Origin of the sequence: Xylanimonas ulmi, assembly GCF_004216535.1 — a bacterium.
GTDB lineage: Bacteria > Actinomycetota > Actinomycetes > Actinomycetales > Cellulomonadaceae > Xylanimonas > Xylanimonas ulmi.
Genome location: NZ_SGWX01000001.1, coordinates 925,193 through 946,219, shown reverse-complemented (window position 1 = coordinate 946,219; position 21,027 = coordinate 925,193). Strand labels below are relative to the sequence as shown.

The 21,027-nt window shown below is 72.7% G+C and carries 17 protein-coding genes and 1 tRNA gene; 2 read left to right on the top strand and 16 right to left on the bottom strand.

The genetic code is table 11. The features are described from left to right. Window positions 1-29: 29 nt before the first annotated feature. Genes EV386_RS04235 through polA form a run of 3 tightly spaced genes read right to left on the bottom strand, consistent with a single transcriptional unit; the run spans window position 30 to window position 4,035 of the window. The gene (locus tag EV386_RS04235) at window positions 30-419 is read right to left on the bottom strand and encodes a DUF2200 domain-containing protein (protein WP_423218956.1); all 390 of its coding nucleotides are present in this window, start codon (window positions 417-419) and stop codon (window positions 30-32) included. A 2-nt stretch (window positions 420-421) separates the two neighbouring features. Then, the gene (locus EV386_RS04230; RefSeq protein ID WP_130412622.1) at window positions 422-1,276 is read right to left on the bottom strand and encodes a DUF368 domain-containing protein; all 855 of its coding nucleotides are present in this window, start codon (window positions 1,274-1,276) and stop codon (window positions 422-424) included. A gap of 56 nt (window positions 1,277-1,332) precedes the next feature. Then, window positions 1,333-4,035 carry a DNA polymerase I gene (gene polA / locus EV386_RS04225; RefSeq protein ID WP_130412620.1) on the bottom strand — a complete coding sequence of 901 codons (2,703 nt, stop codon included), beginning with the start codon at window positions 4,033-4,035 and terminating at the stop codon, window positions 1,333-1,335. A gap of 147 nt (window positions 4,036-4,182) precedes the next feature. Between polA and EV386_RS04220 the strand changes: the two genes are divergently transcribed. Next, window positions 4,183-4,584 carry a PaaI family thioesterase gene (locus EV386_RS04220; protein WP_130416761.1) on the top strand — a complete coding sequence of 134 codons (402 nt, stop codon included), beginning with the start codon at window positions 4,183-4,185 and terminating at the stop codon, window positions 4,582-4,584. Here EV386_RS04220 and EV386_RS04215 read toward each other — a convergent pair. Beyond that, window positions 4,581-5,243: a GNAT family N-acetyltransferase gene (locus EV386_RS04215; protein WP_130412618.1), complete on the bottom strand. Its 663-nt coding sequence runs from the start codon at window positions 5,241-5,243 to the stop codon at window positions 4,581-4,583. The two genes, EV386_RS04220 and EV386_RS04215, sit on opposite strands and share 4 nt — an antisense overlap. Before the next feature lie 6 nt (window positions 5,244-5,249). Next, entirely contained in the window at window positions 5,250-5,879 is a 630-nt protein-coding gene (locus tag EV386_RS04210; protein ID WP_423218994.1) for an ANTAR domain-containing response regulator, read from the bottom strand. 149 nt (window positions 5,880-6,028) lie between these two features. Between EV386_RS04210 and EV386_RS04205 the strand changes: the two genes are divergently transcribed. After that, window positions 6,029-6,110 (top strand) — tRNA-Leu (locus EV386_RS04205). Between the two features lie 93 nt (window positions 6,111-6,203). Here the strand turns inward: EV386_RS04205 and pyk are convergent. The 11 genes from pyk to hisI form a co-directional block, all read right to left on the bottom strand. Beyond that, window positions 6,204-7,637 carry a pyruvate kinase gene (gene pyk, locus EV386_RS04200; protein ID WP_130412614.1) on the bottom strand — a complete coding sequence of 478 codons (1,434 nt, stop codon included), beginning with the start codon at window positions 7,635-7,637 and terminating at the stop codon, window positions 6,204-6,206. 188 nt (window positions 7,638-7,825) lie between these two features. Then, window positions 7,826-9,304, bottom strand: a complete 1,479-nt coding sequence (locus EV386_RS04195) for a glutamate synthase subunit beta (protein WP_130412612.1) — start codon at window positions 9,302-9,304, stop codon at window positions 7,826-7,828. Then, on the bottom strand, window positions 9,297-13,862 hold the full coding sequence (gltB, locus tag EV386_RS04190) for a glutamate synthase large subunit (RefSeq protein ID WP_130412610.1): 4,566 nt from the start codon (window positions 13,860-13,862) through the stop codon (window positions 9,297-9,299). The genes EV386_RS04195 and gltB overlap by 8 nt, the downstream gene beginning before the upstream one ends. Before the next feature lie 173 nt (window positions 13,863-14,035). Continuing rightward, on the bottom strand, window positions 14,036-15,010 hold the full coding sequence (lgt, locus tag EV386_RS04185; RefSeq protein ID WP_130412608.1) for a prolipoprotein diacylglyceryl transferase: 975 nt from the start codon (window positions 15,008-15,010) through the stop codon (window positions 14,036-14,038). Continuing rightward, window positions 15,010-15,840, bottom strand: coding sequence for a tryptophan synthase subunit alpha (gene trpA, locus EV386_RS04180; RefSeq protein ID WP_130412606.1), 831 nt, complete (start codon window positions 15,838-15,840; stop codon window positions 15,010-15,012). Before trpA ends, lgt begins: the two co-directional genes overlap by 1 nt. Next, window positions 15,837-17,138, bottom strand: a complete 1,302-nt coding sequence (gene trpB / locus EV386_RS04175; protein ID WP_423218955.1) for a tryptophan synthase subunit beta — start codon at window positions 17,136-17,138, stop codon at window positions 15,837-15,839. Before trpB ends, trpA begins: the two co-directional genes overlap by 4 nt. A 61-nt stretch (window positions 17,139-17,199) precedes the next feature. After that, window positions 17,200-18,024, bottom strand: coding sequence for an indole-3-glycerol phosphate synthase TrpC (trpC, locus tag EV386_RS04170; RefSeq protein WP_130412605.1), 825 nt, complete (start codon window positions 18,022-18,024; stop codon window positions 17,200-17,202). Then, window positions 18,021-18,284, bottom strand: coding sequence for an HGxxPAAW family protein (locus EV386_RS04165; RefSeq protein WP_130412603.1), 264 nt, complete (start codon window positions 18,282-18,284; stop codon window positions 18,021-18,023). Before EV386_RS04165 ends, trpC begins: the two co-directional genes overlap by 4 nt. 47 nt (window positions 18,285-18,331) lie before the next feature. Next, the gene (locus tag EV386_RS04160) at window positions 18,332-18,943 is read right to left on the bottom strand and encodes a Trp biosynthesis-associated membrane protein (protein ID WP_130412601.1); all 612 of its coding nucleotides are present in this window, start codon (window positions 18,941-18,943) and stop codon (window positions 18,332-18,334) included. Beyond that, window positions 18,940-20,496, bottom strand: coding sequence for an anthranilate synthase component I (locus EV386_RS04155; RefSeq protein WP_130412599.1), 1,557 nt, complete (start codon window positions 20,494-20,496; stop codon window positions 18,940-18,942). Before EV386_RS04155 ends, EV386_RS04160 begins: the two co-directional genes overlap by 4 nt. Then, a complete protein-coding gene (gene hisI, locus EV386_RS04150; RefSeq protein ID WP_130412597.1) occupies window positions 20,493-20,927 on the bottom strand; it encodes a phosphoribosyl-AMP cyclohydrolase in 435 nt (144 codons plus the stop codon). The genes EV386_RS04155 and hisI overlap by 4 nt, the downstream gene beginning before the upstream one ends. Window positions 20,928-21,027: the final 100 nt, after the last annotated feature.

Here is a 21,027-nt window from a genome sequence, read left to right as displayed (position 1 = left end):
GGCGCGGCGCACACCGCGCCGCGCCGGGCTCAGGAGCGCAGGATGCCGCTCATCCGCTTGCCGCGCGCGAGCTCGTCGACCAGCTTGTCGAGCCATCGCGCCTGCTGGTGCAGCGGGTCCTCGATGTCCTCGACCCGGTACCCACAGATGACGCCCTTGATCAGGGCCGCGTTGGGGTTCATCGCCGGCGCGCCGGCGAAGAACTCGGCGAGGTTGCGTCCGTCCGCGACGGCCGCTGCGATGCCGTCGTCGTCATACCCCGTCAGCCACGTGATGACCTGATGCAGCTCCTCAAGCGTCCGCCCCTTGCGCTCGACCTTCTGCGCGTAGAGCGGGTAGACGCTCGCGAACGTCATGCGCGCGATGCGGTCACTGCGCCCTGTCGTGGCGACTCGCGGGGCCGTTGTGCTGCCGCTCATGGTCACTCCCCCGGATGTGCGGTCTTGTACTTGCCCTCCAGCATGGCGGTCCACAGCCCGAGCGCGAGTCCGGCGGCGAACGTCACGACGGCGACCGCCGCCGTGCCGACTCCGGCGCCCGTGTAGTCGATCGTCTCGGCGCTGTGGGTCGGCACCACGATCAGCACGGTGCTGGCCAGCACCAGACCGATGATGAAGTGGTAGACGCGCGAGTGGTGGCGGTCGATCAGACGCTCCATGAGCTTGGAGAACGCGAGGATCGCGGCCATGCCGCCGATCGCGATCGGCAGGAAGGTGCCGAGCAGGTCGCGGTCGCGGAAGCCCTGGAGCATGGGCGAGAAGAGCCCGAGGATGAGCAGCAGGTTCGACGGCGACAGGCCCGGGACCAGCACGCCCAGCGCGATGAGCGCGCCCGCCAGCACGAACCCGGCGAAGTTCGCGGGCACTGTGCCCGCGACCGCGGGCAGCAGGTAGAGCACCACGAGCGCGACGACGAAGGTCGCCGCCAGCCACACGACGTCGACGAGGTCGCGGCGCGTGCGCGCGACCGACTCACGAGCCAGCGACGGCAGTGTGCCGAGGATCGCGCCCGCGAACCCCCACAGCACGACGACCTGCCAGCGTTCGAGCAGGTACTCGAGCGGTCGGCTGAGCAGCACGAGGCCCAGCACGCCGCCGATGGCAACGGGCAGGAAGTACAGGAGATTGGCCTTGAAGTCGCGCGTCAGGTGCGCGAGGAAGCGCAGCATCCGCTCGTAGATGCCGAGGATCGCGGCGAGCACGCCACCCGACACGCCCGGCAGGATGAACCCGAGCGAGATGACAATGCCCTTGACGAGGCGGATGAACCAGTCCATAGGTCCCAGGATCGTAGGTGGCCGCCGTGCGTGCGCGGGCGGCGTGGCGTCCGGCATCAGTGCCCCGCGGCGTGCCACGTGTCCCCCGTCCCGACCGAGACGTCCAGCGGCACGTCCAGCGGATAGGCCGCGCCCATCTGCGCGCGCAGCACCTCCTGCGCCGCCTCGAGCTCGCCCGGTGCGACCTCGACCACGAGCTCGTCGTGCACCTGGAGCAGGAGCCGCGAGCGCAGCGCGCGTGCGTCGAACTCGGTCTGGACCTTGAGCATCGCGAGCTTGATGATGTCCGCCGCGCTGCCCTGGATCGGGGCGTTGAGCGCCATGCGCTCGGCCATCTGCCGCCGCTGGCGGTTGTCGCTGGTCAGGTCGGGCAGGTAGCGGCGCCGGCCCAGCACGGTCGCGGTGAACCCGGTCGCGCGCGCCTCCTCGACCACGCCGTCCAGGTACTCGCGCACGCCGCCGAAGCGGGCGAAGTAGTCGTCCATGAGGCCTTGCGCCTCCCCCGTCGTGACCCCGAGCTGCTGCGAGAGCCCGAACGCCGAGAGCCCATAGGCCAGCCCGTAGGACATGGCCTTGACCTTGGAGCGCATCTCGGGCGTCACGTCGGCGGGCTCGACGCCGAACACGCGCGAGCCCACGTACCGGTGCAGGTCCTCGCCGCTGCGGAACGCCTCGATGAGCCCGGCGTCGCCCGACAGGTGCGCCATGATGCGCATCTCGATCTGCGAGTAGTCGGCCGTCAGCAGCGTCTCGTACCCCTCCCCGACCCGGAACGCGCGCCGAATCTGACGCCCCGCCTCGGTGCGGATGGGGATGTTCTGCAGGTTTGGCTCGGTCGAGCTCAGCCGCCCGGTCGCGGCGATGGTCTGCTGGAACGTCGTGTGGATGCGACCGTCGGGCTGCACCGACTTCAGCAGCCCCTCGACCGTGACGCGCAGCTTGCTCGCGTCACGGTGCGCGAGCAGGTGCTCAAGAAACGGGTGCCCGGTGCGCGCGAACAGCTCGGCGAGCGCCGCGGCGTCGGTGGTGTAGCCCGTCTTGGTCCGCTTGGTCTTGGGCATGTCGAGCTCGCCGAACAGCACCTCCTGGAGCTGCTTGGGCGAGCCGAGGTTCACCTCGTGCCCGATCGCGTCGTAGGCCTCGCCCGCCGCGTGGGCGACCTGCGCGGCGAACCCGCTCTCCAGCTCGGTGAGGTAGGCGGTGTCGGCCGCGATGCCCGTCGCCTCCATGCGCGCGAGCACCCACGACAGGGGCAGCTCGACGTCCGTGAGCAGGTGCGCGGCGCCGCGGTCGGCGAGCTGGCCGGCCAGCGCGTCCGACAGGTCGACGACGGCCGCCGCTCGCGCGGCCTCGCGGGCCCCGCGCGAGCCCGCGGCGTCGAGGGCGAGGTCGAGGGCGCCCTGAGCGCCGTCGTCGTCGGCGCCCAGCTCGCGGCCCAGGTGCCGGGCCACGAGGTCGCCCAGGTCGTAGCCGCGCTGGTCCGGATAGCACAGGTAGGCGGCCAGCTCCGTGTCGAAGACGACGCCGTCGAGCGTGAGGCCGCGCGAGGCGAGCCCGTGCCACGCCGCCTTGGCGCCGTGCAGCACCTTGGGCCGGGCCGCGTCGGTGAGCCACGCGGCGAGCGCGCGCTCGTCGTCGGGCGCGATCTCGGCCAGGTCGAGCGCGACGGCCTGCCCGCCCTCGGCGAGCGCCACACCCCACGCGTCGCCCGCGGCCGGCGTGCCGCGGCCCGAGACGTCGACGCCGACGGCGCGCTCGCCACGCGCCGCGAGCCAGTCGCCGAGTCCGCCGGTGGGCAGGTCCACGACGTCGAGCTCGAAGGCCGCCTCGGCGGGCGCGCTCGCGTCGTGTGCGGCCTCCGGGTCCACCGCCAGCAGCCGGTCGCGCAGCGCGCCGAACTGCAGCGCGTCGGAGATGCGGTGCACGGCCTCACGGTCGAAGCCGCGCAATGCGAGGTCGTCGGGGCCGAGGGGCAGCTCGACGTCGCGCAGCAGCGCGTTGAGCTCGCGGTTGAGCCGCACCTGGTCGACCGCCTCCCGCAGATTCTGCGCGGCCTTGCCCTTGAGCTCGCCGACATGCTCGAGCAGCGCGTCGAGTCCGCCGAACTGCGCGACCCACTTGGCGGCCGTCTTGGGCCCCACACCCGCGACGCCCGGCAGGTTGTCGCTCGTCTCGCCGACCAGCGCGGCGAGGTCGGGGTACTGGTGCGGGGGCACGCCGTACTTGTCGGCCACCGCCTGGGGCGTGTAGCGCGCGAGCTCGGACACGCCGCGCACCGGGTACAGCAGCGTCACGTCGCCGTCGACGAGTTGGATCGAGTCGCGGTCGCCCGAGCAGACCAGCACCTCCATGCCCGCTGCGGACGCCTGCCCGGCGAGCGTGGCGATGATGTCGTCCGCCTCGATGCCCTCACGTTCGAGGGCCGGAACCCGCAGCGCCTCGAGCACCTCCTTGATGAGGGGCACCTGGCCCTTGAACGGCGCGGGCGTCTCGCTGCGCGTGCCCTTGTACTCCGGGTAGCGCTCGGTGCGGAACGACCGGCGCGAGACGTCGAACGCGACCGCCACGTGCGTCGGCTGCTCGTCGCCGATCAGCTTGGTGAGCATCGAGGTGAACCCGTAGACCGCGTTGGTCACCTGACCCGATGTGGTCGCCATGGTGTCGGGCAGTGCGAAGAACGCGCGGTAGGCCATCGAGTGCCCGTCGACGAGCAGGAGACGGGGGCGGCCAGGGGTCCGGCTTGTCGCGGGGGTGGTCACTGGGCCAACCTACCTGGCGTGACCGACACACCACTGGCGAGCGGCACGCCCTCGCCCGACGCCCCCCGTCCCGCCCATCCCGCGCCCGGCGCGAACGCCGCTCCGGGCCTGGCCCTGCCCCCGATCGACGGCACGCTCATCGAGCGGATGGGCATCGAGCTCACCAAGGTCAGCGCGCAGCGCACCTGCGGCACGATGCCCGTCGCCGGCAACACCCAGCCGTACGGCCTCCTGCACGGCGGCGCCTCGGCGGTGCTCGCTGAGACGCTCGGCTCGGTGGCGGCGCACCTGCACGCGGGCGGACGCGAGGCCGTCGGCGTCGAGCTGAGCGTCTCCCACCACCGTTCGGCGCGTGACGGCGTCGTGACGGGCGAGGCCGTGGCGCTCAGCCTGGGGCGCAGTCTGGCCACCTACGAGATCGTCGTGCGGGGCCAGGACGGCCGGCGCGTCGCGACCGCGCGCCTGACCTGCATGCTCCTCGACCGCGCCACGACCGCCTCAACCACGACCGCCTCAGCCGCGAGCGACGCCGCCGAACCGTCCGCTTAGGACGCGGGGCGTTCGGCGTCGCGCCCCGAGCGCAGCTCGCGCAGGTCCACGGGGCCAGAGGGCAGGCCCGCGGCGCGGGCGCGGCGCCGGCGGGCGATGATGTCGTCGATCGCCGAGCGGGTGGCGTCCCGGCGGCTGCGCGGGCGGCTGTCGCCCCGCGGGGCGCCGCCGTCCTGCGCCAGTCGGCGCAGCAATGTCGGCGTGGAGACGACGCGGTGTCCGGCTGTGGGCGCGAACCCGAGCCGCGCCAGGAACCGGTGCATACCGCGGTCGCCCGCGGGCGCGCTCGCGTACACATACGGAGCCCCCGCCTCGCCCGCGAGCGCGGCGACCCCGGCGACGAGGGCGTGCCCGACGCCACGGCGACGCTGGTCGGGCGTCACGAACAGGGCGTCGATCACCAACGCGGGGTCGAGCGCGAACAGGAGCGGCCCCACCGACCGGGTCAGCAGGAATCCGACGATGTGCCCGTCGACGTCGGCGACGAGCACGGTCCCACCGGAGGCGATGTACACCGACAGGTGGTTGCGGACGACGTCCTCACCCCACTGGTCGGCGCCCACCCCGACAGGCCCACTCGGGCGAGCCGAGGCGTTCAGCGACGCGACGACGACGAGGTCGTCGCGGTCCGCTGTCCGCACCACCGGCGTCGCGCGCATGGTCGATCAGGCTCCGCCGACCTGCTCGATGACCGCGTCCGCGACCTCGCGCATCGTCAGACGACGGTCCATCGACGTCTTCTGGATCCAGCGGAACGCCTCGGGCTCCGACAGGCCCATCTTGGTCTGGAGCAGGCCCTTGGCCCGGTCCACGCGCTTGCGGGTCTCGAAGCGCTCCTGGAGGTCGGCGACCTCCGACTCGAGCGCGCCGATCTGCTGGTAGCGCGAGATCGCGATCTCGACGGCCGGCAGCAGGTCCGCGGGCGTGAACGGCTTGACGACATACGCCATCGCGCCCGCGTCACGCGCCCGCTCGACCAGCTCGGTCTGCGAGAACGCCGTGAGCAGCACGACGGGCGCGGCGTGCGCCTTGCCGATCTTCTCGGCCGCCGTGATGCCGTCCATCTCCGGCATCTTGACGTCCATCACGACGACGTCGGGCTTGAGCTCGGTGGCGAGGTTCACCGCCGTCTCGCCGTCGCCGGCCTCACCGACGACCTCGAACCCCGCCTCGCGGAGGGTCTCGACGACGTCCATGCGGATCAGGGCCTCGTCCTCGGCCACGACGGCACGACGAGCGGGGCGGGCAGGGGCGGTGGGGACGGCGGGGGCCTCGGGCTCCAGCAGGGGAGGCAGGTCCAGCGGCAGCTTCGCGGCAGGCTTCTCGGTCACTCCCACATCCTAATCCGCGAACACGCTCCCACCAGCCACGGCGTCATGTGAGGTCGGATCCGCCGCCGCATGGTCACGTCACGCGCCAAGGTGTGGTTCGATGGTCCCCGCATGCCCCGGTGGCGGAACTGGCAGACGCGCCCGGCTCAAACCCGGGTTCCGCAAGGAGTGCGGGTTCGAGTCCCGCCCGGGGCACCGCGCACAAGAGCCGAGCGGCCCGTGGGGATCTCCCCACGGGCCGCTCGGCTCTTTCGTGCGCGTCACTCGCGCTCGGCGGTCAGGCCGACGTCACAGGCTGCGGCCCGAGTCGGTCGAGCCGACCTTGTGCACGAGGATCGAGTTCGTCGTGCCGGGCACGCCGACGGGCGCGCCCGAGACGATGACGACGCGGTCGCCCGGCTCGGCGAGGCCGTTGGCCTGCAGCGTCGAGTCGACCTGCGCGACCATCGCGTCAACCGACTCGACCTTGGGCACCTCGTAGGCCTGGGCGCCCCAGCTCAGCGCCAGCTCCTTGCGGGTCGCCGCGACCGGCGTGAAGGCCAGCAGCGGGATCTGGGAGCGCAGGCGGGACATGCGGCGGGCGGAGTCGCCGGACTGCGTGAAGGTCACGTAGTACTTGGCGCCGAGCTGCTCGCCGATCTCCTTGGCGGCCTGCGTGATGACACCCGAGCGGGTGTGCGGGCGCGAGCCGAGCGGCGCGATGCGCTCGGCGCCGAGCTGCTCGGTGGCCTCGATGATCTGCGCCATCGTCTCGACCGTGATGATCGGGAAGTCGCCGACCGAGGTCTCGCCCGAGAGCATGACCGCGTCCGCGCCGTCGAGCACCGCGTTGGCGCAGTCGGACGCCTCGGCGCGCGTCGGGCGCGGGTTGTTCGTCATCGACTCAAGCACCTGGGTGGCGACGATGACCGGCTTGGCGTTGCGGCGCGCGAGCTCGACGATGCGCTTCTGGATGAGCGGCACCTGCTCGAGCGGCATCTCGACGGCCAGGTCGCCACGGGCCACCATGAAGGCGTCGAACGCGGCGATGACCTCTTCGAGGTTCTCGATCGCCTGCGGCTTCTCCAGCTTGGCGATGACCGGGACGACCCGGCCCTCCTCCTCCATGATCGCGCGGACGTCGTCGTAGTCCTTGGCGTTGCGCACAAAGGACAGGGCGATGAAGTCCGTGCCGATCTTCAGGGCCCAGCGCAGGTCCTCGATGTCCTTCTCGCTCATCGCGGGGACGGACACGGCGGCGCCGGGAAGGTTGATGCCCTTGTTGTTCGAGACCGGGCCGGGGATCTCGGTCACGGTCTTGACGCGGGGGCCGTCGATGGCGGTGACGCGGACGCGGACCTTGCCGTCGTCGATCAGCAGCGGGTCGCCGACGCGGGCGTCGTCGGCCAGACCCTTGTGGGTCGTCGAGACGATCTGCTGGTTGCCGAGGATGTCCTCGGTCGTGATGGTGAACTCGTCACCGACCTCGAGGTAGTACTTCTTCTCCTCCTCAAACTTGCCGAGGCGGATCTTGGGGCCCTGGAGGTCGACCAGGATCGCGACGTTCCGGCCCGACGCCTTCGCGGCCGCACGCACGTTGTTGTAGACGGCCTCGTGCTCCTCGAACGAACCGTGGCTCCGGTTGATCCGGGCGACGTCCATGCCCGCGTCAATGAGCTTGCGGAGATTCTCCGGGCTGCTCGTCGCGGGTCCGATGGTGCAAACGATCTTGGCTCTGCGCATGTCTCCAGCCTCGTCATCAGGGGTTGCCCCGGCGGTTCCCGGGGCCAGCGCGGGCGCGCGATCGCGCCCGTGGTCACTTCCAGCAGCGCGTCATGGCCTGTTGGCGCATGCACACCAGACCTATCTAAGACGTACCTGCCGATATCTTGCTCGCTCCAGGCGCGCAGCGCGCCCCGAACGTGGCAATCTCAGCCTCTCAGCGCCACCGTGCGGGGACCGACAGGCGCGGGAAGCTCGGTCGAGCCCCGCAAACTCGCGTCGACGGCGGCAGCGCACGCGCGTCCCTCGGCGATCGCCCACACGATGAGCGACTGCCCCCGTCCGGCGTCACCGGCCACGAACACACCCGGCAGGCTGGTCGCGAAGTCGCTCCCGCGACGCACCAGTCCGCGCGCGGTGAGCTCGACGCCGGTCTGGGCCGTCAGCGCCTTGGTCTCGGGGCCGGTGAAGCCCATCGCGATGAGCACCAGGTCGGCGCGGATCACGCGCTCGGTGCCCGCCTGGGGCACGCGGCGCCCGTCGGGCAGATACTGCGTCTCGGCGACCCGCAGGCCCACGACGCCGCCCGTCGTGTCGTCGAGGAACTCGACGGTCGAGGCGAGGTAGGCGCGCTCGCCACCCTCCTCGTGCGAGGTCGAGACCTCGAACAGGATGGGGTCGGTGGGCCACGGCTGGCTGTCGGGCCGCGTGGTCGGCGGTCGCTTGCCGATCGCGAGCGTCGTGACGCTCGCCGCTCCCTGGCGCAGCGCGGTGCCCACGCAGTCCGAGCCGGTGTCGCCGCCGCCGATGACCACGACGTGCTTGCCCGCGGCCGTCGGCGCGCCCTCGACCGGGGCGCCGCCCGCCGCCTTGTTGGCGGGGACCAGGTAGTCCATCGCGTAGTGGACGCCGCGCAACTGACGACCGGGCAGCGCCAGGTCGCGTGGCGCGGTGGCGCCCGTCGCGACGACGATCGCGTCGAAGCGGCGGCGCAGCGCGTCCCACGTGATGTCCTTGCCGATCTCGACACCCGGACGGAATCGCGTGCCCTCGGCCTCCATCTGCTCCAGGCGCCGGTCGATGTGGTGCTTCTCGAGCTTGAAGTCCGGGATGCCGTAGCGCAGCAGGCCGCCGATGGCGTCGTCGCGCTCGTACACGACGACCGTGTGGCCGGCGCGCGTGAGCTGCTGCGCGGCCGCCAGGCCCGCGGGCCCCGAGCCGACGACCGCGATCGTCGTGCCCGTCAGGCGGTGCGGCACCTGCGGGGTCACCAGGCCGCGCTCGAACGCCTCGTCGATGATCGAGACCTCGACGTTCTTGATCGTCACGGGCGGCTGGCTGATGCCGAGCACACACGACGACTCACACGGCGCCGGGCAGACCCGGCCGGTGAACTCGGGGAAGTTGTTGGTCGCGTGCAGACGCTCGACGGCGTCCTGCCACTGCCCGCGCCAGACCAGGTCGTTCCACTCGGGGATGAGGTTGCCGAGCGGGCAGCCCTGGTGGCAGAACGGGATGCCGCAGTCCATGCAGCGCCCGGCCTGCTCCTTGAGCAACCCGGTCAGGTAGGGCTGGCCCTCGACGCGGTGGGCGTGCACGTCCTTCCAGTCGCGCAGCCGCACCTCAACGGGGCGGTTCGGCGGGAGCTCGCGGTCCCGGACCTTCAGAAAGCCGCGGTAGTCAGCCACGAGCCACCTCCACGATGGTGTTCCACGCGTTCTCGTCCCACGGGCCGTCGCCGATGCCCACGCCGTCCGCCTTTGCCTGCGCGAGCGCCGCGCGCACGCGCGCCCACCCCAGCGGCAGCACGCGCGAGAACCGCGCGCGGCTGGCGGGGTCCGCCAGCAGGCTGTGGGCGACGTTCGACCCGGTCTCCTCGGCGTGGCGGCGCAGCAGCGTCGTCACGACGTCCCAGTCGTTGTCGTCGAGCGGGCCGACCTCCAACTCCTTGGCGCGCACCGCCGCGGCGTTCATGGCCTGCGGGCGCAGGTCGAGCACGTAGCCCGTGCCGCCCGACATGCCCGCGCCGAGGTTGCGCCCGGTGGGCCCGAGCACCAGGACGACGCCGCCCGTCATGTACTCCAGCGCGTGGTCGCCCACGCCCTCGACGACGAGCGTCGCGCCCGAGTTGCGCACGGCGAAGCGCTCGCCGGCGCGCCCGCGCAGGAAGATCTCCCCTGACGTCGCGCCGTAGCCGATGACGTTGCCGGCGATGACGTTCGCGGCGCCCTCGAGCACCGCGGCCTTGTCGGGCCGCACGACGATGCGCCCGCCCGACAGGCCCTTGCCGACGTAGTCGTTGGCGTCGCCGAACAGCCGCAGTGTGACCCCGCGCGGCACGAATGCGCCCAGCGACTGGCCGGCGGAGCCGGTCAGGGTCACGTCGATCGTGCCCTCGGGCAGCCCGGCGCCCTGGTAGCGACGGGTCACCTCGTGGCCGAGCAGCGTGCCGACGGTGCGGTTCACGTTGCGCACCGGGAGCTCGATGGTCACGGGTGCGCCGCTCTCGAGCGCGGGACGGGCGAGCGTGATGAGCTCGTTGTCGAGCGCCTTGGCGAGCCCGTGGTCCTGCTCCTTGACACGGCGCACGGCCGACCCGGCCGCGGGGATCTGCTGCTCGAGCACCGGGGCCAGGTCAAGGCCCTGCGCCTTCCAGTGGTCGACGGCCTTGCGCGTGTCGAGCGCCTGCACCTGGCCGACCGCCTCGTCGATCGAGCGGAAGCCGAGCGAGGCGAGGTGCTCGCGCACCTCCTGCGCGATGAACTCGAAGAAGTTGACGACGAACTCGGGCTTGCCGGTGAACCGGGCCCGCAGCTCGGGGTTCTGCGTCGCGACGCCCACCGGGCAGGTGTCCAGGTGGCACACGCGCATCATGACGCAGCCGGACACGACCATGGGCGCCGTCGCGAAGCCGAACTCCTCGGCGCCCAGAAGCGCGGCCACGACCACGTCGCGGCCCGTCTTCATCTGCCCGTCGACCTGCACCGTGATGCGGTCGCGCAGGTCGTTGAGCACCAGCGTCTGCTGAGTCTCGGCAAGGCCGATCTCCCACGGGGTGCCCGCGTGCTTGAGCGACGTGAGCGGCGAGGCGCCCGTGCCGCCGTCGTGCCCCGAGATGAGGACGACGTCGGCGTGCGCCTTGGAGACGCCGGCCGCGACGGTGCCCACCCCGAACTCGGAGACGAGCTTGACGTGGATGCGCGCGCGCGGGTTGGCGTTCTTGCAGTCGTGGATCAGCTGCGCCAGGTCCTCGATCGAGTAGATGTCGTGGTGCGGTGGCGGTGAGATGAGGCCCACGCCGGGGGTCGAGTGCCGCACCTCGGCGACCCAGGGGTACACCTTGGCGGGCGGGAGCTGCCCGCCCTCACCGGGCTTGGCGCCCTGGGCGAGCTTGATCTGGATGTCCTCAGCCTGGGTGAGGTACTCGCTGGTGACGCCGAAGCGGCCCGAGGCGACCTGCTTGACCTTGGAGCGGCGCTCGGGGTCGTAGAGCCGCTCGGGGTGCTCGCCGCCCTCGCCCGTGTTGGAGCGGGCGCCGAGGCGGTTCATCGCGATCGCGAGCGTCTCGTGGGCCTCCTGTGAGATCGACCCGTAGGACATGGCGCCGGTGTTGAACCGCTTGACGATCTCGCTGACCGGCTCGACCTCGTCGATCGGGATCGGCTCGCGGTCAGGGGCGAAGCGCAGCAGGCCGCGCAGCGTCATCAGGCGGCGGGACTGCTCGTCGACCCGGCGGGTGTACTGCCGGAACACGTCCATCTGCCCGGTGCGCGTCGCGTGCTGCAGGCGGAACACCGTCTCGGGGTCGAACAGGTGCTCCTCGCCGTCGCGGCGCCACTGGTACTCGCCGCCGGTCACGAGCCGCTTGTGCGGGTCACGGTTGCCCGAGGGCGGGTACGCCTCGGCGTGCCGTGCGGCCACCTCGGCCGCGACGACGTCGAGCCCGACGCCGCCCAGACGGCTGGTCGTGCCCGTGAAGTAGTCGTCGACCAGCTCCTGCGACAGGCCCACGGCCTCGAAGATCTGCGCCCCGCGGTAGGACATGATCGTCGAGATGCCCATCTTGCTCATGACCTTGAGCACGCCCTTGCCGAGCGCCTTGATGAGGTTCGCGACCGCCTTCTCGGGAGCGACGTCGAGGTAGCCGCGCCGCGCGAGGTCCTCGACCGTCTCCATCGCCAGGTACGGGTTGACGCACGCGGCGCCATATCCGATGAGCAGCGCGACGTGGTGCACCTCGCGCACGTCGCCCGCCTCGACGACGAGCGAGATGCGGGTGCGGGTGCGCTCGCGCAGCAGGTGGTGGTGCACCGCCGAGGTGAGCAGCAGCGACGGGATCGGCGCGAGCTCGGCGTTCGACTCACGGTCGCTCAGGACGATGTGGGTGGCGCCGTGCGCGATCGCCTCGTCGACCTCGGAGAAGATCGCCTCGAGCCGGTCGTACAGCGCCGCTCCCCCGCTGGCGACCGGGTACAGGCCGCGGACGATGTGCGCCCGGAAGACGCCCTCGAGGCGCTCGTCGCGGTCGACGTGCACGATCTTGGCGAGCTGGTCGTTGTCGACCACCGGGAAGTCGAGCACGAGCTTGCGCGCGTGCTCGGCGCCGTCGGACAGCAGGTTCGGCTCGGGCCCGATGGCGGAGCCGAGCGAGGTGACCAGCTCCTCGCGGATCGCGTCCAGCGGCGGGTTGGTCACCTGCGCGAACATCTGCGTGAAGTAGTCGAACAGCAGCCGCGGCCGGCTGGAGAGCACGGCGATCGGTGTGTCGGTGCCCATCGCGCCGAGCGGCTCGGCGCCGGTGTTCGCGATCGGGGTGAGGATGACGCGCAGCTCCTCCTCGGTGTACCCGAAGGTGCGCTGGCGCCGCTGCACCGAGGCCGGGCTGTGCGCCACGTGCTCGCGCTCCGGCAGCGAGGCGAGCGTGATCTTGTTGTCGTCGATCCACCGCTGGTACGGCTGCTGGCCGGCGAGCTGGGCCTTGACCTCGTCGTCCTCGACGATGCGCCCGGCGCCCGTGTCGACGAGGAACATGCGTCCCGGCTCCAGACGGCCCTTGCGCACCACGGTCGCGGGGTCGATGTCGAGCACCCCGGACTCGGAGGCGAGCACGACGAGCCCGTCCTGCGTGACCCAGAACCGTCCGGGGCGCAGGCCGTTGCGGTCCAGGACCGCTCCGATGAGCGTCCCGTCGGTGAAGGTCAGGGCGGCCGGGCCGTCCCACGGCTCCATGAGGTTGGCGTGGTACTCGTAGAACGCGCGGCGTGCGGGCTCCATCTCGGCGTGGTTCTCCCACGCCTCGGGCACCATCATGAGCACCGCGTGCGGCAGCGTCCGCCCGCTCAGGTGCAGCAGCTCAAGCACCTCGTCGAACGACGCCGAGTCCGACGCGCCGTCGGTACACACCGGCAGGAGCGGGGCCAGGTCGCCCAGCGCCTCGCTCGCCAGCGTCCCCTCACGCGCGGCCATCCAGTTGCGGTTGCCCCGCACCGTGTTGATCTCGCCGTTGTGCGCGATCTGGCGGAACGGCTGGGCCAGCGGCCAGGACGGGAACGTGTTGGTCGAGAAGCGCGAGTGCACGAGCGCGAGCTCGGACGCGTAGCGCGGGTCGGACAGGTCCGGGAAGAACGGCTCCAGCTGCGCCGTCGTGAGCATGCCCTTGTACGTGATGGTGCGGGACGACAGCGACGCCAGGTACAGGTCCAGCTCGTTCTGCGCTCGCTTGCGCAGCCGGTAGGCGCGGCGGTCCAGCTCGACGCCCGCGAGCTCACGCGACGGGTCGGCGACGACGACCTGGCGGAACAGCGGCATCGAGGCGCGCGCCGTCGGGCCGACCAGGTCGGCCGTGACCGGCACATCGCGCCAGGCGACGACGTCGAGCTTCTCCTCGGCGGCGATCTCGTCGAATCGCCGGGCGACCGCGTTGGCCAGGGCCACGTCCTGGGGCAGGAACGCCATGCCGATCGCGTAGTGGCCGGGCGAGGGCAGGTCCGCCGCGACGACGTCGCGCAAGAAGGCGTCGGGGATCTGCGTCAGGATGCCCGCCCCGTCACCCGAGTTCTCCTCGGCGCCCACCGCGCCGCGATGGTCGAGGTTGAGCAGGGCCGTGAGCCCCGCGTCGACGATGTCACGTCCCGGGGTGCCGCGCAGCGTCGCCACAAAGGCGACTCCGCACGCGTCGTGCTCGGCTGCCGGGTCATACAGGCCTCGGCGGCCGGGCGGCATACTCCCGCTCTGCGGCGTGGTCATCAACACCGTCCTTCTCAAGCGCCCGTCACCCCGGGCGGTCGTCCGTGCTGCTATCGGGACGCCGTCGGCCCGCTGGTCTCAGACACCCGAGTTGCGGGCGCCGAAGGGTTCGCGCCGCAGGTCTGGTCCGATCCGCGGCGCTCGCCCGATGGGGAGTGGTGGTGCAGTCTAATTCACGAACGCTCTGCGCCAGCCAAGGGGTCGTCTGGCGTCATCTGTTCGTCGGCGTCGCCTACGGGGATCACGCGCCGCGCGTCGGCTTCGCGTCCAGGGTGTCGACGTCCGACGAGGACGAAGCCCGCGACGCCGCCCAGGAAGACCACCACCGACGTGATGACGTTGAGGCGGACGTCCGTTCCGAGGATATTCAGGTGATGGGCGGTGTCGATGCGCAAGGCCTCGATCCAGACACGCCCCAGCGTGTACAGGGCGACATAAGCCCAGAATACGCGCCCATGACCGAGCCGAAGGCGACGGTCGAGCCAGATCAGGACGGCCGCCACCGCGAGGTTCCACACCAGCTCGTACAGGAACGTCGGATGGAACAGCGTGCCCTCGGCGAAGCGCGCTCCCGTGGCCGGGTCGACGACCAGGTGCGCCGGGTCGATCCGCAGCCCCCACGGCAGGTCGGTGGGCCGCCCGTACAGCTCCTGGTTGAACCAGTTGCCCAGGCGTCCGACGGCCTGCGCGACGAGCAGGCCGGGGGCGAGCGCGTCCGCGAACACGGGCAGGCGGATGTTCTGGCGCCGCGCGCCGATCCACGCGCCGAGGCCGCCGAGCGCGATGGCGCCCCAGATGCCCAGGCCCCCCTCCCAGATGAACAGCGCCCGGATCGGGTCGCCGCCCTCGCCGAAGTACGGCCCCGGCGTCGTGATGACGTGGTAGATCCGCCCGCCGACGATGCCGAACGGCACCGCCCAGAACGTGATCTCCAACACGTCGTCGAACGTGCCGCCGGCCGTCCTGGTCGTCAGGCGACGCGTCGCCACCCACACGGCCAAGACGATGCCCGCCAGGATCGCGAGCGCGTAGGCGCGCACGGGGAACGCCCCGAGGTGCCAGACGCCCTGCGGCGGGCTGGGGATCGAGGCGACGAGCGATCCGGGCAGCGCCGCCAGCGGCGCCGCGGCGAGGGGAAGCGTGAGCATCAGGCGTCCTTCCGGGCGCGGGCGACGCCCGCGGCGAGCTCGGCCGTCGTGGTCTGCAGCGCGTCGAGGCGCTCGGCCCAGGAGCCCGCGCCCTGGAGCGCCTTGACGAAGGCGGAGCCGACGATGACGCCGTCGGCGTAGGCGCCGACCTGGGCCGCCTGGTCACCCGTCGAGACGCCGAGACCGACGCACACGTGCGCGGCGCCCGCGGCCCTCGTGTCGGCCACCAGTTGCTCGGCGCGGTCGCCCACCTGGGCTCGCGCCCCTGTGACGCCCATGGTCGAGGCGGCGTAGACGAAGCCGCGCGAGGCGTTCGCCGTCAGGCGCAGCCGCTCGGGAGTCGAGCTCGGCGCGACCAGGAACACCCGGTCGAGTCTGTGCGCGTCGGACGCGGCGAGCCAGTCGGCGCCCTCGTCGGGGATGAGGTCGGGCGTGATGAGCCCGGCTCCCCCCACCGCGGCGAGGTCACGCGCGAAGGCGTCGACGCCGTAGCGCAACACCGGGTTCCAGTAGGTCATCACCAGGACGGGCACGGCCGGCGCGTGCGCGCGCAGCCGCTCGACGACGCTCAGCACGTCGCGCACGTGGGCGCCTGCCGCCAGCGCGGTCTCCGCGGCCCGTTGGATCACGGGGCCGTCCATGACCGGGTCGGTGTAGGGCACGCCCAGCTCGACGATGTCGGCGCCCGCGTCGACCAGCGCCGTGGCCGCTTCGACCGAGCGATCGACCGTGGGGAAGCCCACCGGCAGGTAGCCCACCAGTGCGGGCCGCCCCTGGGCCGCGGTCGCGTCGAGCCGTGCGGCCGTCTGCGAGGCCACGATGGTGCTCACTGATCCCCCTCCGGGCCCGACAGGCTGGCGCCCGCGGCCTCGTCGTCGAGCAGGCCGAACCACCGGGCGGCGGTCGCCACGTCCTTGTCCCCGCGGCCGGACAGATTGACCACGATGATCTGGTCCCGCGCGCCCGCTGCGGCCAACTCCGTGCCGACCTGGATGGCGCCCGCGAGGGCGTGCGCCGACTCGATCGCCGGGATGATGCCCTCCGTGCGGCACAGCACGCGGAAGGCGTCCATGGCCTCGGTGTCGGTCACGGGCCGGTAGGTCGCGCGGCCCAGGTCGTGCAGCCACGAGTGCGCCGGGCCGACGCTCGGGTAGTCCAGGCCCGCGGAGACCGAATGGCTCGGCAGGGTCTGGCCGTCGTCGTCCTGCAGCAGGTAGGAGCGCGCGCCGTGCAGCACGCCCGGGGCGCCGCCGCTGAACCGCGCGGCGTGCCGACCGGAGTCGACGCCCTCGCCGCCGGCCTCGAACCCGTACAGCGCGACATCGGGGTCGTCGAGGAACGCGTTGAAGATGCCCAGCGCGTTGGAGCCGCCGCCCACGCACGCGGCCACGGCGTCGGGCAGGCGGCCCGTGCGCTCGAGGATCTGCGCGCGCGCCTCCTGGCCGATGACGCGGTGGAACTCGCGCACCATCTCGGGGAAGGGGTGCGGGCCCGTCACGGTGCCGAGCAGGTAGTGCGTGGTCTCGACATTGGCGACCCAGTCGCGCAGCGCCTCGTTGATGGCGTCCTTGAGCGTGCGCGAGCCGATCTGGACCGGGACCACCGTGGCGCCGAGCAGCCGCATGCGGGCCACGTTGAGCGCCTGACGGCGCGTGTCCTCCTCGCCCATGTACACGACGCACTCGAGGTCGAGCAGCGCGGCCGCCGTCGCGGTGGCCACACCGTGCTGGCCCGCGCCGGTCTCGGCGATCACGCGCGTCTTGCCCATGCGCTTGACCAGCAACGCCTGGCCGAGCACGTTGTTGATCTTGTGCGAGCCGGTGTGGTTGAGGTCCTCGCGCTTGAGGAACACCCGGTTGCCGGCCTCGCCGCCGCAGTGCTGCGCGAAGCGCGACACCTCGGTCAGCGGCGACGGGCGTCCGACGTACTCACGGTGCAGGCGGGCGAGCTCGTCGCGGAACGCGGGGTCGTCGATGGCCTTGCGGTACTCGGTCTCAAGCTCGTCGAGCGCCGCGATGAGCGCCTCGGGCACGAACCGGCCGCCGAACTCGCCGAAGTACGGGCCGGGCTGCTCGGACAGGCGACCGAGCACCTGGTGGGCGAGTGTGCCGGACAGGGCGTCACTCACAGAGTGCGCCGAGTCGCTCGCGGGGTCGTGCGACACGGAAGGGGTCTCCTCGGCTCGGTGGTCAGGACTGCGCGGCCGGACGCACCGACCACAGCGACGGGTGCTGGCCCGCCGCCACGAGGTCGGCGACCGAGCGGCGCGGCGCGGCGCCGGTGACGAGCGCCTCGCCCACCAGGACGGCGTGCGCTCCGGCGCGGGCGTAGTCCATGACGTCGTGCGGACCGCGCACGCCGGACTCGGCCACGCGGACCACGTCGTCGGGGATGAGCGGCGCCAGGCGGGCGAAGACCGAGCGGTCGACCGAGAGCGTCTTGAGGTCGCGGGCGTTGACGCCCACGAGCCGGGCGCCCGCGTCGAGCGCGCGCTTGACCTCATCGGCCGTGTGGGCCTCGACCAGCGCCGTCATGCCGAGCGAGTGCACCCGCTCGACGAGCGACTCCAGCACCGTCTGCTCCAGAGCCGCGACGATGAGCAGCACGAGGTCCGCCCCGTGCGCCCGTGCCTCCCACACCTGGTACGGCGTGACGACGAAGTCCTTGCGCAGCACCGGCACGTCGACGTTGGCGCGCACCGCGTCGAGGTCGGCGAGGCTGCCTCCGAAGCGGCGCTCCTCGGTGAGCACCGAGATGACGCTGGCGCCGCCCGTCGCGTACTCGGCCGCGAGCGCGGCCGGGTCGGTGATGGTGGCGAGCTCGCCCTTGGACGGGCTTGAGCGCTTGACCTCGGCGATGACCGCGATGGAGTCCTGCTGGTGCAGCCGGCTGACCACCTCGAGGGCGCCCGGCGCGCGCGACGCGCGCTCCTTGAGCACGTCGAGGCTCGTGGCCGCCTGCCGGACGGCGAGGTCCTCGCGCACGCCCGCGACGATGCCCTCCAGGACCGTCATGCGCGGGGCTCCCGCGAGGTCGCGAGCGGCTGGCCGTGGCCCATCGCGCGCAGCACCGCGCCCGCGACGAGCGAGGCGACGATGACCACGGCGCCGGCGACGATGACCCAGGTGGTCGGGGCCAGGAATCCGGCCGAGGCGATGATCGCGCCGAGCGTCACGCCGATCATCGCGACCCACGCGGCGACGGTCTTGCCCTCGTTGTGGAACGGGGCCGCGTCCGGCAGGTAGAGGTTCTCGGCGTTGGTGTTCTCGGCCATGGCGGTGATGGTGCCTCTCATGATGGTGCGGCTCGGCAGGTGCCAGCCTAGCGGTCTGCCGGGGCGGTCGGATCCGCCCCGCGGGTCAAGGTGTCCCAGGCGTCATGCGGGTCGACCTGGGCGTCGGCCGCGGCGGCGGCCTCGGGAGCGTCGGCGCGTCCTGGCGCGCTCGCCCCGGTGCGCTCGTGCCGCGCCGACGACGACGGCCAGCGGCGCGCGGCGACGCCGACGCCCGCCGCGGCCGCGACCGCGAGCGCTCCGACCGCGGCGCACAGCCACGGCCAGGCGGTCACGCTCGCGGGGGCGGTCAGGTCGGTGACGCCCGCCACCGCCACGGCGCCCGCCGTGGCGGCCTCCTGCGGGCTCACGGCGACCGCGACGGCCGACCAGGCGACCAGGACGCCCGCGGCGGCGACCACCGCGAGCACGATGGCGCGCGCGAGTCGACCGCCGAGCGCCAGGGCGAGTCCGGCCGCGACCAGCACCAGTCCGGCGGCGTTGACCGCGGGCGCGGCGTCACCGCCGCTGACGGCCACCGCGACGTGCGGGTCGAGCGCCGTCGTCGTCTCGGCCCGCACCCAGGCGGGACCGGCCGCCGCGAGCGCGAGCGCGCCGAGCGCGACGACGAGCACGACGGCGCGAGCGCGCGTGAGGCTCATGTGCGGCCCACCGGGCGGAACCGGGCGGCCAGTTGCACGGCGCGCACGGCGGCGGCGGCCTTGTCGCGTGACTCGGCGTACTCGCGCGCGGGCTGGGAGTCGGCCACGATCCCGGCGCCCGCCTGCACCGACGCGCGCCCGTCACGCACGAGGGCCGTGCGGATCGCGATCGCCATGTCGAGGTTGCCGCCGAAGTCGAAGTAGCCGACCGTGCCTCCGTAGACGCCGCGCGAGGTGGGCTCGAGCTCGTCGATCAGGGCGATCGCGCGCGGCTTGGGCGCCCCGGACAGCGTGCCCGCCGGGAAGGCCGCCTTGAAGGTCTCGACCGCGGTGCGCCCCGGACGCAGCCGCCCCACGACGGTCGAGCACAGGTGCATGATGTGGCTGAACCGGCGCAGCCGCATGAACTCGACGACCTCGACCGACGTCGGCTCGCAGACCTTGACGAGGTCGTTGCGCGAGAGGTCGACGAGCATGACGTGCTCGGCCAGCTCCTTGGGGTCGGCCAGCAGCTCCTCGCCGAGCGCGACGTCCTCCTCGACCGTGGCGCCGCGGGGGCGTGAGCCGGCGATCGGGTAGGTGGTCACGTGCCCCGCGTCGACCTTGACCAGTGTCTCGGGGCTCGACCCCACCACCTGGAAGTCGCGGCCGCGCACGTCGGTGAGGTGGAAGTAGTACATGTAGGGGCTCGGGTTGATGGTCCGCAGCGCCCGGTAGACGTCGAGCGGGTCGGCCGGGCAGTCCAGGTCGAGACGCTGCGAGAGCACCACCTGGAAGACCTCGCCGTCGCGCACCGCCGCCTTGCCCGCCTCGACGGCGGCCTCGAACTGCGCACGCGTCGAGCGGAACTCCAGCTCGGGCTCCTTGGCGTCGGGGTCGAGCACGGTGGCCACGCGCGGCCCGGGGGCGGCCAGCCGCGCCTCGAGCGCGTCGAGGCGCGCGATCGCGTCGGCGTACGCCTCGTCGACCCGCTCGTCGGTCGCATCCATGTTGATGGCGTTGGCCACGAGCCACACCGCCCCGGTGTGGTGGTCGACGGCGAGCAGGTCGGTGGCCAGGCACAGTGCGAGCTCGGGCGCGCCGAGCTCGTCGGGCGCGGTGGCGGGCAGCGTGGGCTCCCAGTGCCGCACGATGTCCCACCCCAGCGCGCCCGCCATGCCGCCGGTGAAGGGCGGCAGTCCCGCGACCGGCTCGGTCGCGAGCGTGTCGAGCGTCCGCTCGAGCACGTCCACGACGTCGCCCGACGTCGGGATGCCCGCGGGCACGTCACCGGTCCACCGCGCCTGGCCGCCGTCCGAGACGAGTTGCGCGCGCGAGGCGACGCCCACGAACGACCAGCGGGACCACGCGCCCGAGGACTCGGCGGACTCCAGGATGAACGAGCCGGGCCGTCCGTGCGCCAGCGAGCGGTACAGGCCCACGGGCGTCGCGTCGTCGGCCAGCACGCGGCGCACGACTGGGATCACGCGCCGGCGCATGGCCGCCAGCTCGCGGAAGCCGTCGAGCGTCGGCCAGGTCTCGCCCCACGCGGGCGCCGCGGTCAGCGCCGTCACGCGCCCACCGCCCCGCCCGCGGCGGCGGGCGCGTCGGCCTCGTCGTCCTCGCGGCGTCCGACGACGGCGGGCAGCGGTCCGCCCGCCTCGAAGCAGGTGCGGGCGCCGGTGTGGCACGCGGCGCCCACCTGGTCGACTCGGACCAGCAGCGCGTCCCCGTCGCAGTCGATCGCGACGGACTTGACGTACTGGCGGTGGCCCGACGTGTCGCCCTTGCGCCAGTACTCACTCCGCGAGCGCGACCAGAAGGTCACGCGACCGGTCGTGAGCGTGCGGCGCAGCGCCTCGTCGTCCATCCAGCCGAGCATCAGCACCTCGCCGGTGTCGTGCTGCTGGACGATGGCGGCGACCAGCCCATGCTCGTCGCGCTTGAGGCGGCCTGCGACCGCCGCGTCGAGGACGTCGCAGGCCGTGTCGTGAGTGTCAGGCACAGACTCATCTTTCCACGCCGGGGCGGCGCCTCCCGACGCCGTCTCACCGCGCGACCCAGCGCGGTGCGGCCCAGTGCGTTGCGGCACGGCACGGCACAGT